Consider the following 17,297-nt stretch of genomic DNA (forward strand, 5'->3'; position numbering starts at 1 on the left):
GATCCTCGGTAGGCGCCGGGCGTCGCGCCGGATGGGTGGCGTGCCCCGCGGCACGGAACGTTTCCGCCGCTCGCGGTGGGAAGCGGGTCAGGTGCCGCGCAGGCGGTTCAGTACGTCGACGGGGTCCGGGCCGGGCGGGCCCTCGGGCCACCAGTCGTCGGCGCCCTGCTCGGACGCGTAGCCGTACCAGAGGGCGTCCTGGCCGTAGCGGAGTTGGAAGCGGCCCGCGGTCAGGCGGTTGTGGGCGGGGCGGAAGTTCAGGCCGAGGACGAGCAGGGTGGAGCGGGCCCGGTCGAAGGGGCCTGCGGGAGGGTCCCACGGGGTGTCGAGGACCGTCAGGGCTTCCGTGCCCCCCTGGCGCCAGGCGGCGACCGCCTTGGCCAGGTCGGTGGGGGTGCGGCCGAGGGCCCGGGTGAGGGAGGTGTAGAGGGAGCGCGTCGACGCGGTCAGCCCGGAGCCGGGCTGGGCGGCGGCGATGCGGACCGCGTCCTGCCAGGGCGTGAGGTGCGCGAACGGGTCCGCGCCCGTGGTGAGCAGGGCGTGGGCCCGCTGGGCGGCGTCGGTGGCGAGGTGGTCCAGGGTGAGCGGGTCGGGGGCGCCGGAGACGTACGGGGCCGGGTAGGAGGGGGGCGTGCCCGGGTGCGTGGGCGGGGGGAACGCCGGGGGCAGTGCGCCGAGGGGGCGGCTGAGGGCCTCCCGGGCGGCGAGCGCGGGGACGGCTGGCGGCGTGCGGGATTCGGTGGCGGCACGGGCGGCGTTGCGGTGGCCGAGGGCGTCGAGGATCTCGCGTTCGTCGCGGCCGCGGAGCAGGAACACGACGAAGGGGTCCTCGTCGACGATGCGGGCCACTTGGTAGCAGAGCGCCGCCGCGTGTTTGCAGGGACGGCCGGCGTCCGGGCAGGTGCAGGAGGGCAGGAGGTCGCCGGCCGTGGCGGGCAGGAGGGGGACCGCCGCGAGCGGGGACGCCGGGTCCAGGAGGGCCTGCGGGATCGTCTTGGCGAGGAGGGACTCCAGGTGGGCGGGGTCGGTGGCGGCCGCGTCCAGGAACGTGTCCCAGTCCTCCGGGGCGAGGGTGCGCAGGCGGAGCTCGGCGCGGTAGGGGCGGGCGCGGCTGCCGCGCACGTACGCCACGACCCGGCCCGGGGTGACCGTGATGGTGTCGACATGGCCCGCGTCGGCGTAGGCCCGGCCGCGGGCGAGGCGGGCGAGGTCGAGGGAGAGGTCCTCCAGGGCGGCCACCCACGCCTTGCCCCACCAGGTGACGGCGGGCCCGGCGGCCGCCGGGTCGGGCGGGAAGGTACGCCGCCGATCGCCGGTGGCGGCCCCGGCCTGCGCAGTCTGCCGGGGGTCGCGCCGCGCGGGGCGGGGGCCGTCGGGAGCGGGCAGGACGGGCTGGAAGTCACGTGACGCGGTGTGCCAGTCGTCCGCGGCACCGAGTTCGGGGCGGATGTCGCTGGGGGCGGTGCGTACGGGGCGTGCGTCGTCCGAGCCACGGAAGAGGGAGCGGACGTCGGCCGGGGCGACGGGGGCGGGGTGGGGTTCGACCGGGTTGGTGGAGGCGGGGCCGACAAGGGCGGGGGCGGGGCCGGCTTCGGCGTCGCTGCGGCTGGGGTGGGCGTCGGCGGGGTGGGCGTCAGTGTCGGTGTTGGCGTCGGCGTCGGCAGGGTGCACGTCGGTAATGGCAGGACCCGGGTGGACCTCGGCGTCGGCACGGGCAGAGTAGACCTCGGCATTGGCAGAGGCGCGGCTCACTTCGGCGTTGGCACGCGCAGGGTGCACATCGGCAGCGGCACGGGCGCGACCGGGCTTCGCGCGTCGGATGCCGCGCCGTGCGACCTGCGCCGCGGACGGATGGGTGCCGTCGGCACCGGCGGACGAACCTGAGTCGTCGGCACGGGCAGGCGATCGGGAGCCGTCGGCACGGACAGGCGAGGGCTCGGCCGCCGCCGAGCGCGCGGTGCGTCGGGCTTCGTCCGCGGCGGCCCGCGAAGCGCGCAGCGCCTGCCGTGCGGCCTCGGCGGCGGCGCTGCGGGGTGGTGACGGCGGGGCCGGGGCCGGAGGCGGGGGCTCCGCGTCGGAGCTCGCGGGCCGAGTCTCGTCCCAGGGCTCGGGCGGGGTCTCGTCCCGGGGCTCGGGCCGGGCCTCATCCCGGGGCTCGGGCCGGGCCTCATCCCGGGATTCGTCCCGCAGATCGTTGCGGGACGAATCCCGCGGTTCGGCTCGCAGGCCATCCCCGGACTCGGGCCCCAGGCCGTCCCCGGACTCGGCCCGTGGGCCATCCGGCGTGGCAACCTGCTCGTGGCCGATGCCGTTGAGTTCGGGATGGGAGCGGCGTGGGGTCATGACGGCCTGCGCAGGGAGACGAGGTCGGCCAGTTCGCGGTCGGTGAGTTCGGTCAGGGCGGCCTCGCCCGAACCGAGGACGGCGTCCGCCAACGACCGCTTGGAGGCGAGGAGTTCGGCGATGCGGTCCTCGACCGTGCCCTCGGCGATCAGGCGGTGCACCTGGACGGGCTGGGTCTGGCCGATGCGGTAGGCGCGGTCGGTGGCCTGCTCCTCGACCGCCGGGTTCCACCAGCGGTCGAAGTGCACCACATGAGCGGCGCGGGTGAGGTTGAGGCCGGTGCCGGCCGCCTTGAGGGAGAGCAGGAAGACGGGGACCTCGCCGGACTGGAAGCGGTCGACCATCTCCTCCCGCTGCGCCACCGGGGTGCCACCGTGCAGGAGTTGGGCGGGGATCGCGCGGGCGGCCAGGTGCTGGGAGAGCAGCCGGGCCATGGTGACGTACTGGGTGAAGATCAGGACGGAGTCCTCCTCGGCGAGGATCGTGTCGAGGAGTTCGTCGAGGAGGGCGAGCTTGCCGGAACGGGTGCCGGTGAGACGGGCCGGCTCCTCCTTGAGGTACTGCGCGGGGTGGTTGCAGATCTGCTTCAGCGAGGTCAGCAGCTTCATGATCAGGCCGCGGCGGGCGATGCCCTCGGAGGCCTCGATGGCGGCCATCGTCTCGTGCACGGCCGCCTGGTAGAGGGCGACCTGTTCGCGGGTGAGGGAAATGGGGTGGTCGGTCTCGGTCTTGGGCGGCAGTTCGGGGGCGATGCCGGGATCGGACTTCTTGCGGCGCAGGAGGAAGGGCCGCACCAGGCGCGAGAGGCGCTCCACCGCCCCCGGGTCCTCGCCGCCCTCGACGGCGCGGGCGTGCCGGGCGCGGAAGGTGGTGAGGGGGCCGAGGAGACCCGGGGTCGTCCAGTCCAGGAGGGCCCACAGCTCGGAGAGGTTGTTCTCGACGGGCGTGCCGGTGAGCGCGATGCGGGCCGGGGCGGGGATCGTGCGCAGGGCCCTGGCGGTGGAGGAGCGGGCGTTCTTCAGGTGCTGGGCCTCGTCGGCGACGATCATGTTCCAGGTGTGGGCGGCCAGTCGGGCCGCGCTGGTGCGCATGGTGCCGTAGGTGGTGAGGACGAAGCCGCCGTCGTACGGGCGGGAGCCGGGCGGGGTCTCCGGGACGCCGGAACCGTGGGCGTCGTCCGCCGTGAACAGCCCTTCTGCGGCGGCCTCGTCGAGGGTGCGGGCCGTGCCGTGGAAGCGGCGGACCGGGACGCCGGGCGCGAAGCGTTCGATCTCGCGCTGCCAGTTGCCGAGGAGGGAGGCGGGGCAGACCACCAGGGTGGGGGCGGTGCGGGTGCCGGAGGCCGGGCGGGCGGCGTCCGCCCGGTGCAGGTGGAGGGCGATCACGGTGATCGTCTTGCCCAGGCCCATGTCGTCGGCGAGACAGCCGCCGAGGCCGAGGGAGGTCATGAGGTCGAGCCAGGCCAGCCCGCGGAGTTGGTAGTCGCGCAGGGTGGCGTTCAGCGCGGGCGGCTGCGGGACCGCGTCCGCGCCGCCGCGCGCGAGCCGGTCGCGGAGGGTGGCGAGCGCCCCCACGGGCACCGCGTCGACCCGTTCGCCGTCGACCTCCGCCATGCCGGTGAGGGCGACCTCCAGGGCGTCGGCCGGGTCCAGCAGCCCCAACTGCCGCTTGCGTGCCTTGCGTACGAGCGCGGGGTCGACCACCACCCACTGGTCGCGCAGCCGCACCACCGGCCGGTGCTCCTCGACGAGGGCGTCCATCTCGGCGTCGGTGAGGTCTTCGCCGCCCAGCGCCAGTTGCCAGCTGAACGCGAAGAGGTGTTCGGAGTCGAAGAAGGGGGTCCCGTCGGTGGCCGAGCCGGGCGCGGGGCGCACCACCGCGGTGGCGGTCAGCGTACGGGCCAGGTCCCGGGGCCAGTGGACGGTGACCCCCGCGGCCTCCAGCCGGTGCGCCGCCGCGCCCAGCAGGTCGTACAACTCCTCGTCGGAGAGCGCCAGTACGTCGGGGACGGGCTGCTCCAGGAGGCGCGTGAGCGGCGGCCAGACGCGACCCGCGCGGCGCAGCGCGAGGACGGTGTCGACGCGGGCGCGAGGGCCGAAGGACTCGCCGCCCTCGCCCGACCAGAGGTCGGCCGCGTCCACGAGGTGGGTGGGGTCGGCGAGGCTGTGCACTTGGACGACGGCGGCGCCCGCGCGGCGCGAGCGGTCCTGCCGACCGCCCTCGGCGTCCTCGTCGCGCGGGTCGAAGAGGCCGTGCACGGGGAGGTCGAGGCGGAGCGAGACCCGCACTCCGGCGTCCGCGCCGGCCGCCACCTCGACGGCCCACTCGCGCAGGCGCGGCAGACGCTGGGCCTCGGCGGCGGCGTACGGGTCCCCGAAGGCGAGGGCGGCGGCAGGCGTGCGGGGCAGGACGTCGGCGACCGCGTCGACGAAGGAGCGCACCAGGTGGGCGGGGTCCGGTACCTGAAGCGGACTGCGGTCGGGCAGCGGGACGGCGTACCCCTCGGGGGGCAGCGCGGCGGCGATCGCGCGCAGTTGGGCGATGTCGGCGGCGTCCGGCGGCCCGGCCCGCCAGGCGTCCTCGTCGCCGGGGGTGAGCCCCGGCAGCAGCAGCCCGCGCGCGACGAGGTGCAGGGCGTGCAGGGCGGCGGCGCCCCAGCAGCGGGCGGCGGGGTGGGCGGCCGGGGCGTGCCGGGCGGCGACCAGCAGGGGCAGGGCGTCGGCGAGCGGGAGGAGGCGGGCCGCGACGGTGCGGGTGCGGGCGACCGCGCCCTGACGGCGTACGACGGTGAGCGTGTCCTCAGCGCCCGGCGGCGGGGGCCCGTCCGGCGACCACAGGGCGACGCGGGCGTCACGGGGCAGGGGGGCGGGGAGGTAGACGGCGGCAGCGTGCCCGGGAAGGCGGCTCACCGCGGTCAGTGCAGTGGCTCTCGTGACGTCGCCCATCCGGTCCCCGACCTCCCTCCCGGTCGCGTCTGCGCAGGTGGCGCAGGCTTTCTGCGTGGACCTGCGAGTCTACGGGCCGGGTCTGACAGTGACGGCTCCGCCGACACCCCGACACCAGGCGGCGAGGCTGCTCCGACGACACGCCGGCATCAGGCGATGAGGCCGCTCCGACGACACCCCGGCACCAGGCGGCGAAGCGGCCCTGACGACAAACACCCCGGCACCAGGCGGCGAGGCTGCCCCGACGACGGACGCCCCAGCACCAAGCGACGAGACCGCTCCGACGAGCCCCGGCACCAGAAGCCGCAGCAGGGCCGCCCAGTCGCCCGTCCCGCACCGTGGCCGTCAACCCACCCCGCGGCCGTCCTCGACGTGTAAACGCGGAATGCCGCCCTCCGAGGGGCGGCACCCGTCCGCGTACGTGGAGACGAGCGCTAACTCCGCTGCCCCGCCCGCTCCCTGAGCTCCTGCCACACCGCGCGCACCTGGGGCTCCAGCGCCTCCAACGGACCGTCGTTGTCGATCACCAGATCGGCGACGGCGAGCCGCTGCTCGCGGGTGGCCTGCGCCGCCATCCGCCCGCGCGCATCGGCCTCGGACGTACCGCGCAGCCGTACCAGCCGGTCCAGTTGGGTCTCGGGCGACGCGTCCACCACGACCACCAGGTCGTACAGCCCCGCCAGTCCGTTCTCCGTCAGCAGCGGTACGTCGTGCACGACGACGGCGTCGGGCGGCGCGGCCCGCTGCAGTTCGGCGGAGCGCGCCCCGACCAGCGGGTGCACGATCGCGTTGAGGGTCTTCAGCTTCTCGGCGTCGGCGAAGACGATCGCGCCCAGCGCGGGCCGGTCCAGCGTGCCGTCCGGCGTGAGGATGTCCTCGCCGAACGCCGCCACCACGGCGTCGAGCCCGGGAGTCCCGGGCTCGACGACCTCACGCGCGATGCGGTCGGCGTCCACGACGACCGCGCCGTACGACGCGAGCAGCCGCGACACTTCACTCTTGCCGGCGCCGATACCGCCGGTCAGGCCCACTCTCAGCATGACCGGCAGCCTAAGGCGCACCGCTGCGGGGCTACAGGTCGCCCTCCCGCTCGGCGAGGAACTTCTCGAATTCCAGTCCGATCTCGTCCGCCGACGGCAGGTCCTTGGCCTCCGCGACGAGGCTGCCGCGGGTCTCGGCGCCCGCCACCGCGTCGTACTGGTGCTCAAGGCCCTGGACCAGCGCGACCAGTTCCTCGTCGCCCTCGCCGACCTGGCGGTCGATCTCGTCCTGGGTGCGGCGTGCCTCCGTGCGCAGCGCGTGCGCCACCGACGGCAGGACCAGGCCGGTCGCCGCGGTGATCGCCTCCAGGACGGTCAGCGCCGAGTCCGGGTAGGCCGAGCGCGCCACGTAGTGCGGCACGTGCGCGGCGACGCCGAGGACGTCGTGGCCCGCCTCCGTCAGCCGGTACTCGATCAGCGACTCCGCCGAACCCGGCACCTGCGCCTCGTCGAACGGGCTGCGGTGGCCCGGCACCAGGTCGGTGCGGTTGCCGTGCGGAGTGAGGCCCACCGGGCGGGTGTGCGGGACGCCCATCGGTATGCCGTGGAAGTTCACCGCGAGCCGCACCCCGAGGCGCTCCACGATCTGACGCACCGCCGCCGAGAACCGCTCCCACTCCACGTCCGGCTCCGGGCCGGAGAGCAGCAGGAACGGGGCGCCCGTGGCGTCCTGCACCAAGTGCACTTCGAGGGAGGGGGTCTCGTAGTCCGACCACTGGTCGCGCTTGAACGTCAGCAGCGGGCGACGGGCCCGGTAGTCGACCAGCCGGTCGTGGTCGAAGCGCGCGACGACCTGGTGGGGCAGCGAGTCCAGCAGCTTCTCGACGATCTGGTCGCCGGTCTCCCCCGCGTCGATATAACCGTCGAAGTGGTAGAGCATGACAAGTCCGGCCGACTCCTGGGCCAGCGCCATGTCGACGACGGCCAGCCCCTTCGGCTCCCATGCGTACAAACCCTGCGGATCAAGCACGATTCCCGCTACCTCCTCGCGTTTCACAGGGAAGAACGTGCCGCGGGCCGCGGGCATTCCCCGCCACGCCGCCTTCCCTCAGCCTTCCCTCATACGAGTGGACGAGCCCACGAACGGGAACTCCGCCGAGCGCACGCGACAAGGCCCGGACGCACGGCGAGGCCCGCTCCCCCGAAGGGGAACGGGCCTCGCTGTTCAGCCGGTTCGGCTCCCGGCCGTCACCCGGAGACGGTGACGGTCAGGCAACCACGCGACCGGTGGGGGTCAGAGCGTTCAGCTCTGGCCGCCCGCCAGCTTCTCGCGGAGCGCGGCCAGGGCCTCGTCCGACGCCAGGGCGCCGGAGTTGTCGTCCGACTCCGAGGAGTAGGAACCGCCCGAGATGCCCGCACCGGCGTTGCCACCGGTCGCGGCCGGAGCGGCAGCGCCCTCGGCAGCGGCGGCCTCGTCGGCCTCGCGGGACTTGATGACCTGGGCCTGGTGCTGCTCGAAGCGCTGCTGCGCCTCGGCGTACTGACCCTCCCAGGCCTCACGCTGCGACTCGAAGCCCTCGAGCCAGTCGTTCGTCTCGGGGTCGAAGCCCTCGGGGTAGATGTAGTTGCCCTGGTCGTCGTACGAGGCAGCCATGCCGTACAGCGTCGGGTCGAACTCCACCGAGGCCGGGTCGGCGCCGAAGGACTCGTTGGCCTGCTTCAGCGACAGCGAGATCCGGCGACGCTCGAGGTCGATGTCGATGACCTTGACGAAGATCTCGTCGTTGACCTGGACGACCTGCTCCGGGATCTCCACGTGGCGCTCGGCCAGCTCGGAGATGTGGACCAGACCCTCGATGCCCTCGTCGACGCGGACGAACGCACCGAACGGAACCAGCTTCGTGACCTTGCCGGGGACGACCTGGCCGATCTGGTGCGTACGGGCGAACTGCTGCCACGGGTCTTCCTGCGTCGCCTTCAGCGACAGGGAGACACGCTCGCGGTCCATGTCGACGTCGAGGACCTCGACGGTGACTTCCTGGCCGACCTCGACAACCTCGGACGGGTGGTCGATGTGCTTCCAGGAGAGCTCGGAGACGTGCACGAGACCGTCGACGCCACCCAGGTCCACGAAGGCACCGAAGTTGACGATCGAGGACACGACGCCGGAGCGGACCTGACCCTTCTGGAGGGTCGTGAGGAACGTCTGGCGCACCTCGGACTGGGTCTGCTCAAGCCAGGCACGGCGGGACAGGACCACGTTGTTGCGGTTCTTGTCCAGCTCGATGATCTTGGCCTCGAGCTCCTTGCCCACGTAGGGCTGGAGGTCGCGGACACGGCGCATCTCGACGAGGGAGGCCGGCAGGAAGCCACGGAGGCCGATGTCGAGGATGAGACCACCCTTGACGACCTCGATGACGGTGCCGGTGACGATCCCGTCCTCTTCCTTGATCTTCTCGATCGTGCCCCAGGCGCGCTCGTACTGCGCACGCTTCTTGGACAGGATGAGACGGCCTTCCTTGTCCTCCTTCTGGAGAACCAGGGCCTCGATCTCATCGCCCACGGCGACGACCTCGTTGGGGTCGACGTCGTGCTTGATGGAAAGCTCGCGGGACGGGATGACGCCTTCGGTCTTGTAACCGATGTCGAGCAGGACCTCGTCCCGGTCGACCTTCACGATGACGCCGTCGACGATGTCGCCGTCGTTGAAGTACTTGATCGTCTCGTCGATCGCGGCGAGGAAGGCTTCCTCGTTACCGATGTCGTTGACCGCTACCTGCGGGGTGGTAGAGGTGGTCTCGGTGCTGCTCGTCATGTGGGAAAGGGCTCCGGTACGGACAGAAATCGTAGGTACTGCTACGCCGTGAGCCTGTCGCTCTGCAGAAGCCGGACAGCCGAAGAAGCACCGAACCGGCGGAACCGGCGGGCACCTCGAAAACCGAGGAGACATACATACAGATGCGAGCGCGGCCTGCTAGGTCTGAGGCGCGCAGGCTCGCAGCGCAACTTGTAGCATACGGGGGCCGCCGGGCAGGGTCAATGCGCGAAGGCACCCACCCGGGGCGGAACGCCCCATACCCGGCACAACTCGGGTCCGGCGAGGCCACCATGGGCTTCCCGCTCCCCCCGGACCCCTTCCCGGCCGCTCCTCGGGGAGGTACCCGGGAGGGGTTCCGGCGGAGCCTACTCAGACTATTCGAACGGGCGCAATGATCCACGAAGACGACTCCTCCGACGCGGTTTCCCTCGACGCCCTCGCGGCCGGGGAGGACACGGAGCCCGAGGCCACCCGGCGTGACGCCGGCGACGCGGAGAGCAGCCGGGCCAGCCGGGGCTGGTGGGACAGCAACGCGGACGAGTACCAGCTCGACCATGGGACCTTCCTGGGCGACGACCGCTTCGTGTGGGGCCCCGAGGGCCTCGACGAGGTGGAGGCGGAGCTGCTGGGCCCGCCGGAGGACCTCAAGGGGCTCGACGTGCTGGAGATCGGCGCGGGCGCCGCGCAGTGCTCGCGCTGGCTGGTGCGGCAGGGCGCCCGCCCGGTCGCCGTGGACCTCTCGCACCGCCAGCTCCAGCACGCGCTGCGGATCGGCGGCGGCGAGGACGGGGTGGGCCTGGTGCAGGCCGACGCCGGGGTGCTGCCGTTCCGGGACGGCTCCTTCGACCTGGCGTGCTCGGCGTACGGGGCGGTGCCCTTCGTCGCGGACCCGGTGAAGGTGTTCCGCGAGGTGCGCCGGGTGCTGCGGCCGGGCGGGCGGTGGGTGTTCTCGGTGACGCACCCGATCCGCTGGGCGTTCCCGGACGAGCCGGGCCCCGAGGGGCTGTCGGTCTCCGCGTCGTACTTCGACCGCACTCCCTACGTGGAGCAGGACGAGCAGGGGCGGGCGGTGTACGTCGAGCACCACAGGACGCTCGGGGACCGCGTCCGGGACGTGGTCGCCGGCGGCTTCCGGCTGGTGGACCTCGTGGAGCCGGAGTGGCCCGCGTGGAACAGCTCGGAGTGGGGCGGCTGGTCCCCGCTGCGGGGGAATCTGATCCCGGGGACGGCGATCTTCGTCTGCGAGCGGGACTGACACCGGGCGCGCACGGGGGCCCGCCCCGCTCCCGTACGACACTGTGGGGATGATCCGTAGCGAAGCCCTCGACCAGTTGCCCGTGCGCACGGCGGTGCCCGCTCTCGTGGCGGCGCTCGACGCGCACGGGGCCGCGGTGCTGTGCGCGCCGCCCGGCACCGGCAAGACGACGCTGGTGCCGCTGGTGCTGGCCGGTCTGGTGGGCGGCGGCCCGGTGCGCAGGGTGGTGGTCGCGGAGCCGCGCAGGATCGCCGCCCGGGCGGCGGCCCGCCGGATGGCGTGGCTGCTGGGCGAGCGGGTCGGCGAGCGCGTCGGAGTCACCGTGCGCGGCGAGCGCACCGTGTCCCCGGACACCGTCGTGGAGGTCGTCACCACCGGCGTGCTGCTGCAACGGCTGCAGCGCGACCAGGAGTTGACCGGCGTCGACGTGGTCGTGCTGGACGAGTGCCACGAGCGGCACCTCGACGCGGACACCGCCGCCGCCTTCCTGCTGGACGTACGTGCCGCCCTGCGCCCGGAGCTGCGGCTGGTGGCGGCCTCCGCGACGACCGACGCGGCGGGCTGGTCACGGCTGCTGGGGGACGCGCCGGTGGTGGAGGCGCAGGGGGTCTCGCACCCCGTCGAGACGGTGTGGGCGCCGCCCGCGCGGCCGGTGCGCCCGCCGCACGGGATGCGAGTGGATCCGGTGCTGCTGTCGCACGTGGCGTCGGTCGTGCGCAGGGCGCTCGCCGAGCGCGAGGGCGACGTGCTGTGCTTCCTGCCGGGGGTGGGGGAGATCGCCCGGGTGGCGGGGCAGTTGAGCGGGGTGGGGGCGGAGGTGCTCCAGGTGCACGGGCGGGCGCCCGCCGCCGTGCAGGACGCCGTGCTGGCGGGCTCCGCGTCCGGCCGCCGGGTGGTCCTGGCGACGTCCGTGGCGGAGTCGAGCCTGACCGTGCCCGGGGTGCGGGTCGTCGTGGACTGCGGGCTGGCGCGTGAGCCCCGTACCGACCACGCGCGGGGGCTGAGCGCGCTGACGACCGTACGGGCGTCCCGGGCGGCGGCACGCCAACGCGCGGGGCGGGCCGGGCGCGAGGCGCCGGGCACGGTGTACCGGTGCTGGGAGGAGGCCGAGCAGGGGCGGCTGCCCGCCTTCCCGAACCCGGAGATCAAGGTGGCCGACCTGGCCGCGTTCGCCCTCCAGGCGGCCTGCTGGGGCGACCCGGAGGCCGCCGGACTCGCCCTCCTCGACGCTCCGCCGGCCGGTGCGATGGCGGCGGCGCGGGAGGTCCTGACGGCGATCGGCGCGGTGGACGCGCGGGGCCGGGCCACCGACCGGGGCGTACGGCTCTCCCGCCTCGGGCTGCATCCGCGGCTGGGGCGCGCGCTGCTGGACGGCGCGCGGGAGATCGGCGCCCGGCGGGCGGCGGAGGTGGTGGCGCTGCTGAGCGAGGAGCCGCCCCGGGAGTACGGGGACGACCTGGCGGAGGCGTGGCGGGCGGCCCGGCGCGGCGGCGACGCGTACGGGGCGCGCTGGAAGCAGGAGACCCGGCGGCTGGCGTCGGGGGTGCGGGGCGAGGGGGCCCCGCTCGCGGACGACGCGGCGGCGGGCCTGGTGGCGGCGCTGGCGTTCCCGGAGCGGGTGGCGCGGGCGCGGGGCGCGGGGGCGTTCCTGATGGCGTCGGGGACGGGCGCGGAGGTGGGCGAGGGGTCGCGGCTGCGCAGTGCGCCGTGGCTGGCGGTGGCGGTCGCGGACCGTCCGGCGCATGCGGCGTCCGCGCGGGTGCGGCTGGCGGCGGTGCTCGACGCGGACACCGCGCGGGTGGCGGCGGAGCACCTGTACGGGGTGCGGGAGGAGGTCCGCTGGGAGGGCGGGGACGTGGTGGCCCGGCAGGTGGAGGCGCTGGGCGCGGTGGAGCTGGCCGTGCGCCCGCTGCGCGAGGTGCCCCGGGGGCAGGTGCGCGGGGCGCTGCTGGAGGGGCTGCGGCAGGAGGGGCTCGGGCTGCTGCGCTGGACGCGGGACGCGGCGGGGCTGCGGGAGCGGCTGGCGTTCCTGCACCGGGAGCTGGGAGCGCCGTGGCCGGACGTGTCGGACGCGGCGCTCGTGGAGTGTGCCGGGCAGTGGCTGGAGCCGGAGTTGTCGCGGGCGCGGCGGCGGGCGGACCTGGGGCGGATCGAGGCCGGGCAGGCGCTGAGCCGGCTGCTGCCGTGGGCGGGCGGGGAGGCGGCGCGGCTGGACGCGCTGGCGCCGGAGCGGATCGAGGTGCCGAGCGGGTCGCGGATCCGGGTGGACTACTCCGGTGAGCAGCCGGTGCTGGCGGTGAAGCTCCAGGAGATGTTCGGGCTGGCGCAGACACCGCGGGTGGGGGCGTCCGGGTCCTCGCCGGGGGTGCCGGTGCTGGTGCACCTGCTGTCGCCGGCGGGGCGGCCGGTGGCGGTGACGGCGGACCTGGCGTCGTTCTGGCGCGAGGGGTACCGGGGGGTGCGGGCGGAGCTGCGGGGGCGCTATCCGAAGCATCCGTGGCCGGAGGACCCGGGGGCGGCGGCGGCCACGCGGCACACGAAGGCGCGGGCGGCCCGGCAGGGGACGGGCGGCTGACGGAGCGGGCGGCCCGGGGGCGGAGAGGCAAGCTGCCCGAGGGGCGAGGGGCCGCGGGCCGGGGAGGAGGAGGCCCCCGGCGGTCAGGAAAGAGCGGCCGGGACCGGGGCCCGGGGCCGGGCCGGGGCCGGACGGCGGCTGCGGGCCTCCAGCCAGAGGGCGAGGGCGAGCAGGGCGAGGCCGAGGACGAGGAAGCCCCAGGGGAGGTAGGAGGTCAGCAGGAGGACCGGGGTCCGGTTCGCCTTGACGAGGGCCAGCGTGGCGTCGACGTAGTCCGCCCGCATCTTCACGTGGCCGGAGAACGCCGTGACCTTCTCCCGCCCCTGCAGCAGGCTCCCGCCCCGCATCTCCTCGGTGTGGATCTCCTCCCCGTTCACGGGCGCCCCCGTCACCGGGTCGATCCAGAACATCCGCTTCGTCGTGTACCACATGCTCGTTCCGGTCTGCTTCTCCAGCGTGCCGGAGTCGATTCCGGGCAGCGGCATCCTCTTCGGGTACGGCACCTTCGTCCACGGGACGGTCTGCTCGAAGTAGTAGACCTCGAGCCCCCGGAACTCCTGCGTCCCCCGGTAGTGGATCGGGGCGGTGAGCCGGGCGCGCGCGTCGTAGTACTCGTAGTCGCGCTTCTCCGTCAGGAAGGGCCACTTGAACTCGATGCCGCGCCGCCGCACCGGGTCCCCGTCGACCATCTCCCCGGTGGCGTGCACGGGGTCCTGGGTGTGCGCGTCGAAGATGTAGCGCTCGGGGATGGTGGAGACCATCTTCCCGTCGGGCCCCGCGACGTAGGAGAGGGCGTCCCAGACGACCACGTCCCGCCCTGCGGTCCGCTCGATCCGCTGCGACTCCTCGACGTTGCCCTTGAGCGTCTGCACGACGGTCAGCTTCTCGACCTGTCGGGCCCGCATGGTGCCGTAGTCGATGAGCGTCGCGGGCTTCGCCTCCAGGACCATGTCCTGGTACTGGCCCGGCGGGATCTTGGCCAGCCGCGGGAACGCGTACCACCGGGTCAGTGGCGCGAGGGCGGTGAAGAACACCGCGAGGGCGAGCAGGACCAGTCCGGCTTTGCGTCGCATCCGCTGTCCGCCCCCGTCACTTCTTCGGTGCCGGGACGGTGGTCAGCAGCGGTTTCGGCGAGGTCTCGCCGGCCGGTGCGCCGACCGCCGTGATCGTGAGGACCAGGGCGAACGCGGCGGCCAGCCCGACGGCTGCGGCGATGAGGGCGCGCATGTACCGACTTCCTCCCGCTGAACTGTTTCTGACGTCCCGTCAGGGAGGGGGCACCGTAGCAACGCCACCGCGAGAGGGGAACACCGAAGCGGGCACGGAAAAACGAACAGGGGGGAGGCACCGGGTCGTCCCGGCCCCTCCCCCCTGTCGGGGCTCCACTACGGCTGCGGTTTCCGCTACGGCTACGGCTTCCGCGCCGGCTTCGGCTGCGACTACGGCTTCGGCGAAACCGAGCCGGACGGGCTCGCGCTCCCACCCGGCGACTTGGTCGGCGTCTTGGTGGGCTCCTTCGTCGGCTCCTGCGCGGGCGGAGTCGTCGGAGGCGTGGTCGGCGGCGTCGTGGGCGGGGTCGTCGGAGGCGTGGTGGGCGGTGTGGTCGGCGGCGTCGTCGGGGCGGCCGTGACCGTCAGCGTGACGTTCAGCGCCACCCCGTCGGCGACGACGCGCAGCACGTACGTCCCGGCCTTGGGGCCCGCGTACAGCTTCGGCAGCGCCACCGTGCCGTCCGCGCCGGTGACGAGTCCGCCCACGGTGCGCACCGCGGTGCCGTCGGCGGCCTGGAAGTGCGGGCCGACGCCGACGACGACGGCGGACACCTTGGAGCCCTTGAGCGCCTTGCCGTCGGCGGTCGCCCTGACCTCGACGGTTCCGGCGAACGCTTCGCCCGCCTCGGCCTTGAGCGCGGTGGTGGAGGTACGGGTCAGCGCATCGGCCTTCGGCGCGGGGGCCTGCTTGGCGGTGACCGTCGCCCAGAACTCGGCGGCCGGGGCACCGGGCGTCGACGCGCGGACGACGAAAGCGCCCGCCCTGTCGCCCGCGGCGAGCACCGGCGCCGCCGCGAGGCCGTTCTTGTCGGTGGTGACGGCGGTCCGCAGCGCGTTGCCGGGGAAGCGGGCCTCGGTGGCGCCGACGACGAGGAACTCGACCTTCGCGCCCGCGACGGGCCTGCCCGCCTTGGTGAGCACCTGCACGCCGGGCCGGTCGGCGAAGTCCTCGCCCGCGACCGCGGTCAGCTTCGTCGCACCGACGGCCTTGAGCGCGGCGGCGCTGTCCGGCGCGGTAGGCGGAGTGGTCTGGCCGGCGCCGGGCTTGGTGGTGCCCGGGGTGGGCGTGACGGGCGGGGTGGGCGCGACGGGCGGGGTGGCGCCGTTGCCGTTGGGCGTCCTGGTGTGGCTGTCGGGGGTGGGCGTGCGCGGCTGGACGCCGGTGCCGTCGGGGACGGAGTGGGTGCCGCGGTTGTAGAAGTCGTACCAGGACAGGACCGTCCGCAGGTACTCCCGCGACCGGTTGTAGCTGAGTATCGCCTTGTCGCGGTCGTCCGGGTTCGTCATGTCCCGGGAGCCCGCGCACAGGTAGTGCCCGGCGGCGAGCGCCGCGTCGTAGATGTTGTTCGGGTCCTTCTTGCCGTCCCCGTTGCCGTCCTTGCCGTTGCGGGCCCAGGTGGAGGGGATGAACTGCATCGGGCCGACCGCGCGGTCGTACGTGCTGTCGCCGTCGTACGCGCCGTTGTCGGTGTCCTTGATGTTGGCGAAGCCGACGCCGTTGAGGACCGGGCCCAGGATCGGCGTGAGGGTGTTGCCCTGGGCGTCGACCTGGCCGCCGCGCGCCTGGCCGGACTCCACCTTGCCTATGGCCGCCAGGAGTTGCCAGGGCAGCCGGCAGGACGGGTCGGCGGCCTCGACGGCCGTCTGCGCCTTCTTGTACGCGTCCAGGACGGTCGCGGGCAGCCCCGCCTCGGGGGTGCCCACGGCGGTGCCGCCGCCGTCGCCGGTGCCCGGCATGCCGATGCTCGCGTCCGGAGCTCCGGGGGTGGTGAGCGGCGGAAGGTCGGTGTAGTACGGGGAGTTGCCGGTGGCCGCCGACTCCGGTCCCGGCTTCGCGCCGGCCGTCTGCCCGTCGTACGTGGTCCCGGCCGCCCCGGGTGCCTGTGACGCGGACAGGGCGGCCACGGCTATCGCCGCCACCGCCGTCGTGGTCGCTCCCTTGCGCAAGCGACGACCGAACTGTGCAGCCATGCGAGTGGTCCCTCCCCATCGGCGGCGGTACGCGCTCCCCAGCGCGACGACCCACGTGACACTACGACAACTCTTGGCGCCGGAACACAGGCTTCTGGTCGGTTTTCACCTCTTCGACACTTTCGTATCGGCAGAAAGCCGCGTCCCCGCGGTCCCGCATACTGAGCGGCATTGATCACCTGTGAACACGTCGTGCCCGAGGGGGACCTCACTCGGGCCGTGTCGGAGGGGGAGCCCACATGCCGTTCACACTCAGCCATGCCGCCGCCGTGCTGCCGGGAGTCCGCCGCGACGGCACCGGACGCGGCCCCTTCCTGCCGTCGGCGCTCGTGGCGGGTTCCTTCGCCCCGGACCTGACGTACTTCCTGGCGTCGGTCCTGCCGGGCGGCATGTCCTTCGGCGCCTTCACGCACTCGGCGCCCGGCGTCGTCACGGCGGACGTGCTGTGCACGGCGCTGCTGGTGCTGTTGTGGGTGCGCTCGCGCGAACCGCTGGTGGCGCTGCTGCCCAGACGCTGGCAGGGGCGGGTGCACGGCGTCGTGCGCGGGGCGCGCTGGAGCGCCGTGTCGCCTTCGCTGGTGCTGCGGTTCGTGCTGTCGGCGGTGGTCGGGTCGCTGACGCATGTGGTGTGGGACCTCTTCACCCATCCCGGCAGGCTCGGCACGGAGTGGTTCCCGGTGCTCGGGCACACCTACGCGGGCCTTCCGCTCTACACCTACGCGCAGTACGGGTCGTCGGCGCTGGCGGCACTCGTCCTGTGCTGGTTCCTGGTGACGGCGCTGCGCCGGCAGGCGGGGGCCTCCCCTGACGGCGTGCCCCTGCTGGAGCGGCGTCAACGGGGTCTCGCGCTGGCCCTGTTGGGCGGGTGCGCGGTGCTCACCGCAGTGCTGCGGTGCCTGCGCTGGCAGGCCCACCAGAGCGTGCCGCTGCGGCCGTTCGACTACATCCCCACCATCTGCTTCGGCGCGGGCGCGGGACTGCTGGTGGGGCTCGTGCTGTACGTCGCGCTGGCGGGCCGGTGGCGGGCGGCCGCACCGGACCGCGAGGACCGGGAGGACCGGGAGACAGTGCCGGACGCTGCCGGAGCGCCGCCGACGGCCGGGGCCCGGTCCCGTACCCGATCGCACTGATCGCGTACG

Annotated in this window: 11 protein-coding genes; 3 read left to right on the forward strand and 8 right to left on the reverse strand. The window is 74.2% G+C overall.

Features of this window, described 5'->3' with window-relative positions; translation table 11 throughout:
* Positions 1–87: 87 nt before the first annotated feature.
* From ACZ56L_RS17495 to rpsA, 5 genes are all read right to left on the reverse strand, one after another.
* A complete protein-coding gene (locus ACZ56L_RS17495) occupies positions 88–1,671 on the reverse strand; it encodes an SWIM zinc finger family protein (protein WP_471064846.1) in 1,584 nt (527 codons plus the stop codon).
* A gap of 668 nt (positions 1,672–2,339) precedes the next feature.
* Entirely contained in the window at positions 2,340–5,288 is a 2,949-nt protein-coding gene (locus tag ACZ56L_RS17500) for a DEAD/DEAH box helicase (protein ID WP_471064848.1), read from the reverse strand.
* A gap of 434 nt (positions 5,289–5,722) precedes the next feature.
* Positions 5,723–6,328 (reverse strand): dephospho-CoA kinase, encoded by a 606-nt coding sequence (gene coaE / locus ACZ56L_RS17505; protein WP_468684071.1) that lies wholly within the window; start codon positions 6,326–6,328, stop codon positions 5,723–5,725.
* 31 nt (positions 6,329–6,359) lie between these two features.
* Positions 6,360–7,298 (reverse strand): PAC2 family protein, encoded by a 939-nt coding sequence (locus ACZ56L_RS17510; protein ID WP_345224047.1) that lies wholly within the window; start codon positions 7,296–7,298, stop codon positions 6,360–6,362.
* Positions 7,299–7,571: 273 nt separating this feature from the next.
* The gene (gene rpsA, locus ACZ56L_RS17515) at positions 7,572–9,083 is read right to left on the reverse strand and encodes a 30S ribosomal protein S1 (RefSeq protein ID WP_345224045.1); all 1,512 of its coding nucleotides are present in this window, start codon (positions 9,081–9,083) and stop codon (positions 7,572–7,574) included.
* Positions 9,084–9,477: 394 nt separating this feature from the next.
* On the opposite strand from rpsA, the gene ACZ56L_RS17520 reads away from it, so the two are divergent.
* A complete protein-coding gene (locus tag ACZ56L_RS17520) occupies positions 9,478–10,341 on the forward strand; it encodes a class I SAM-dependent methyltransferase (RefSeq protein WP_401757724.1) in 864 nt (287 codons plus the stop codon).
* 49 nt (positions 10,342–10,390) lie between these two features.
* Positions 10,391–12,916, forward strand: a complete 2,526-nt coding sequence (gene hrpB, locus ACZ56L_RS17525; RefSeq protein ID WP_471064851.1) for an ATP-dependent helicase HrpB — start codon at positions 10,391–10,393, stop codon at positions 12,914–12,916.
* Between the two features lie 83 nt (positions 12,917–12,999).
* On the opposite strand, the gene pgfA is transcribed toward hrpB, so the two are convergent.
* The 3 genes from pgfA to ACZ56L_RS17540 all read right to left on the reverse strand — a co-directional run bounded on the left by pgfA (position 13,000) and on the right by ACZ56L_RS17540 (position 16,158).
* A complete protein-coding gene (gene pgfA, locus ACZ56L_RS17530; protein ID WP_471064853.1) occupies positions 13,000–13,989 on the reverse strand; it encodes a cell envelope lipid trafficking protein PgfA in 990 nt (329 codons plus the stop codon).
* A 16-nt stretch (positions 13,990–14,005) separates the two neighbouring features.
* Positions 14,006–14,143 (reverse strand): SPW_0924 family protein, encoded by a 138-nt coding sequence (locus tag ACZ56L_RS17535; RefSeq protein ID WP_345224037.1) that lies wholly within the window; start codon positions 14,141–14,143, stop codon positions 14,006–14,008.
* A 212-nt stretch (positions 14,144–14,355) separates the two neighbouring features.
* Positions 14,356–16,158, reverse strand: coding sequence for a lytic transglycosylase domain-containing protein (locus ACZ56L_RS17540; RefSeq protein WP_471064855.1), 1,803 nt, complete (start codon positions 16,156–16,158; stop codon positions 14,356–14,358).
* A gap of 239 nt (positions 16,159–16,397) precedes the next feature.
* Here ACZ56L_RS17540 and ACZ56L_RS17545 point away from each other — a divergent pair, with 239 nt between their 5' ends.
* A complete protein-coding gene (locus ACZ56L_RS17545) occupies positions 16,398–17,288 on the forward strand; it encodes a DUF4184 family protein (protein ID WP_471064857.1) in 891 nt (296 codons plus the stop codon).
* Positions 17,289–17,297 lie beyond the last annotated feature (9 nt).

Source organism: Streptomyces sp. NPDC039736 (assembly GCF_055596485.1).

Coding starts and splice junctions, on each gene's coding strand:
- hrpB (WP_471064851.1), top strand. CDS start 10,391: ATGATCCGTAGCGAAGCCCTCGACCAGTTGCCCGTGCGCACGGCGGTG.
- coaE (WP_468684071.1), bottom strand. CDS start 6,328: ATGCTGAGAGTGGGCCTGACCGGCGGTATCGGCGCCGGCAAGAGTGAA.
- ACZ56L_RS17535 (WP_345224037.1), bottom strand. CDS start 14,143: ATGCGCGCCCTCATCGCCGCAGCCGTCGGGCTGGCCGCCGCGTTCGCC.
- ACZ56L_RS17545 (WP_471064857.1), top strand. CDS start 16,398: ATGCCGTTCACACTCAGCCATGCCGCCGCCGTGCTGCCGGGAGTCCGC.
- ACZ56L_RS17520 (WP_401757724.1), top strand. CDS start 9,478: ATGATCCACGAAGACGACTCCTCCGACGCGGTTTCCCTCGACGCCCTC.
- ACZ56L_RS17500 (WP_471064848.1), bottom strand. CDS start 5,288: ATGGGCGACGTCACGAGAGCCACTGCACTGACCGCGGTGAGCCGCCTT.
- ACZ56L_RS17540 (WP_471064855.1), bottom strand. CDS start 16,158: ATGGCTGCACAGTTCGGTCGTCGCTTGCGCAAGGGAGCGACCACGACG.
- pgfA (WP_471064853.1), bottom strand. CDS start 13,989: ATGCGACGCAAAGCCGGACTGGTCCTGCTCGCCCTCGCGGTGTTCTTC.
- rpsA (WP_345224045.1), bottom strand. CDS start 9,083: ATGACGAGCAGCACCGAGACCACCTCTACCACCCCGCAGGTAGCGGTC.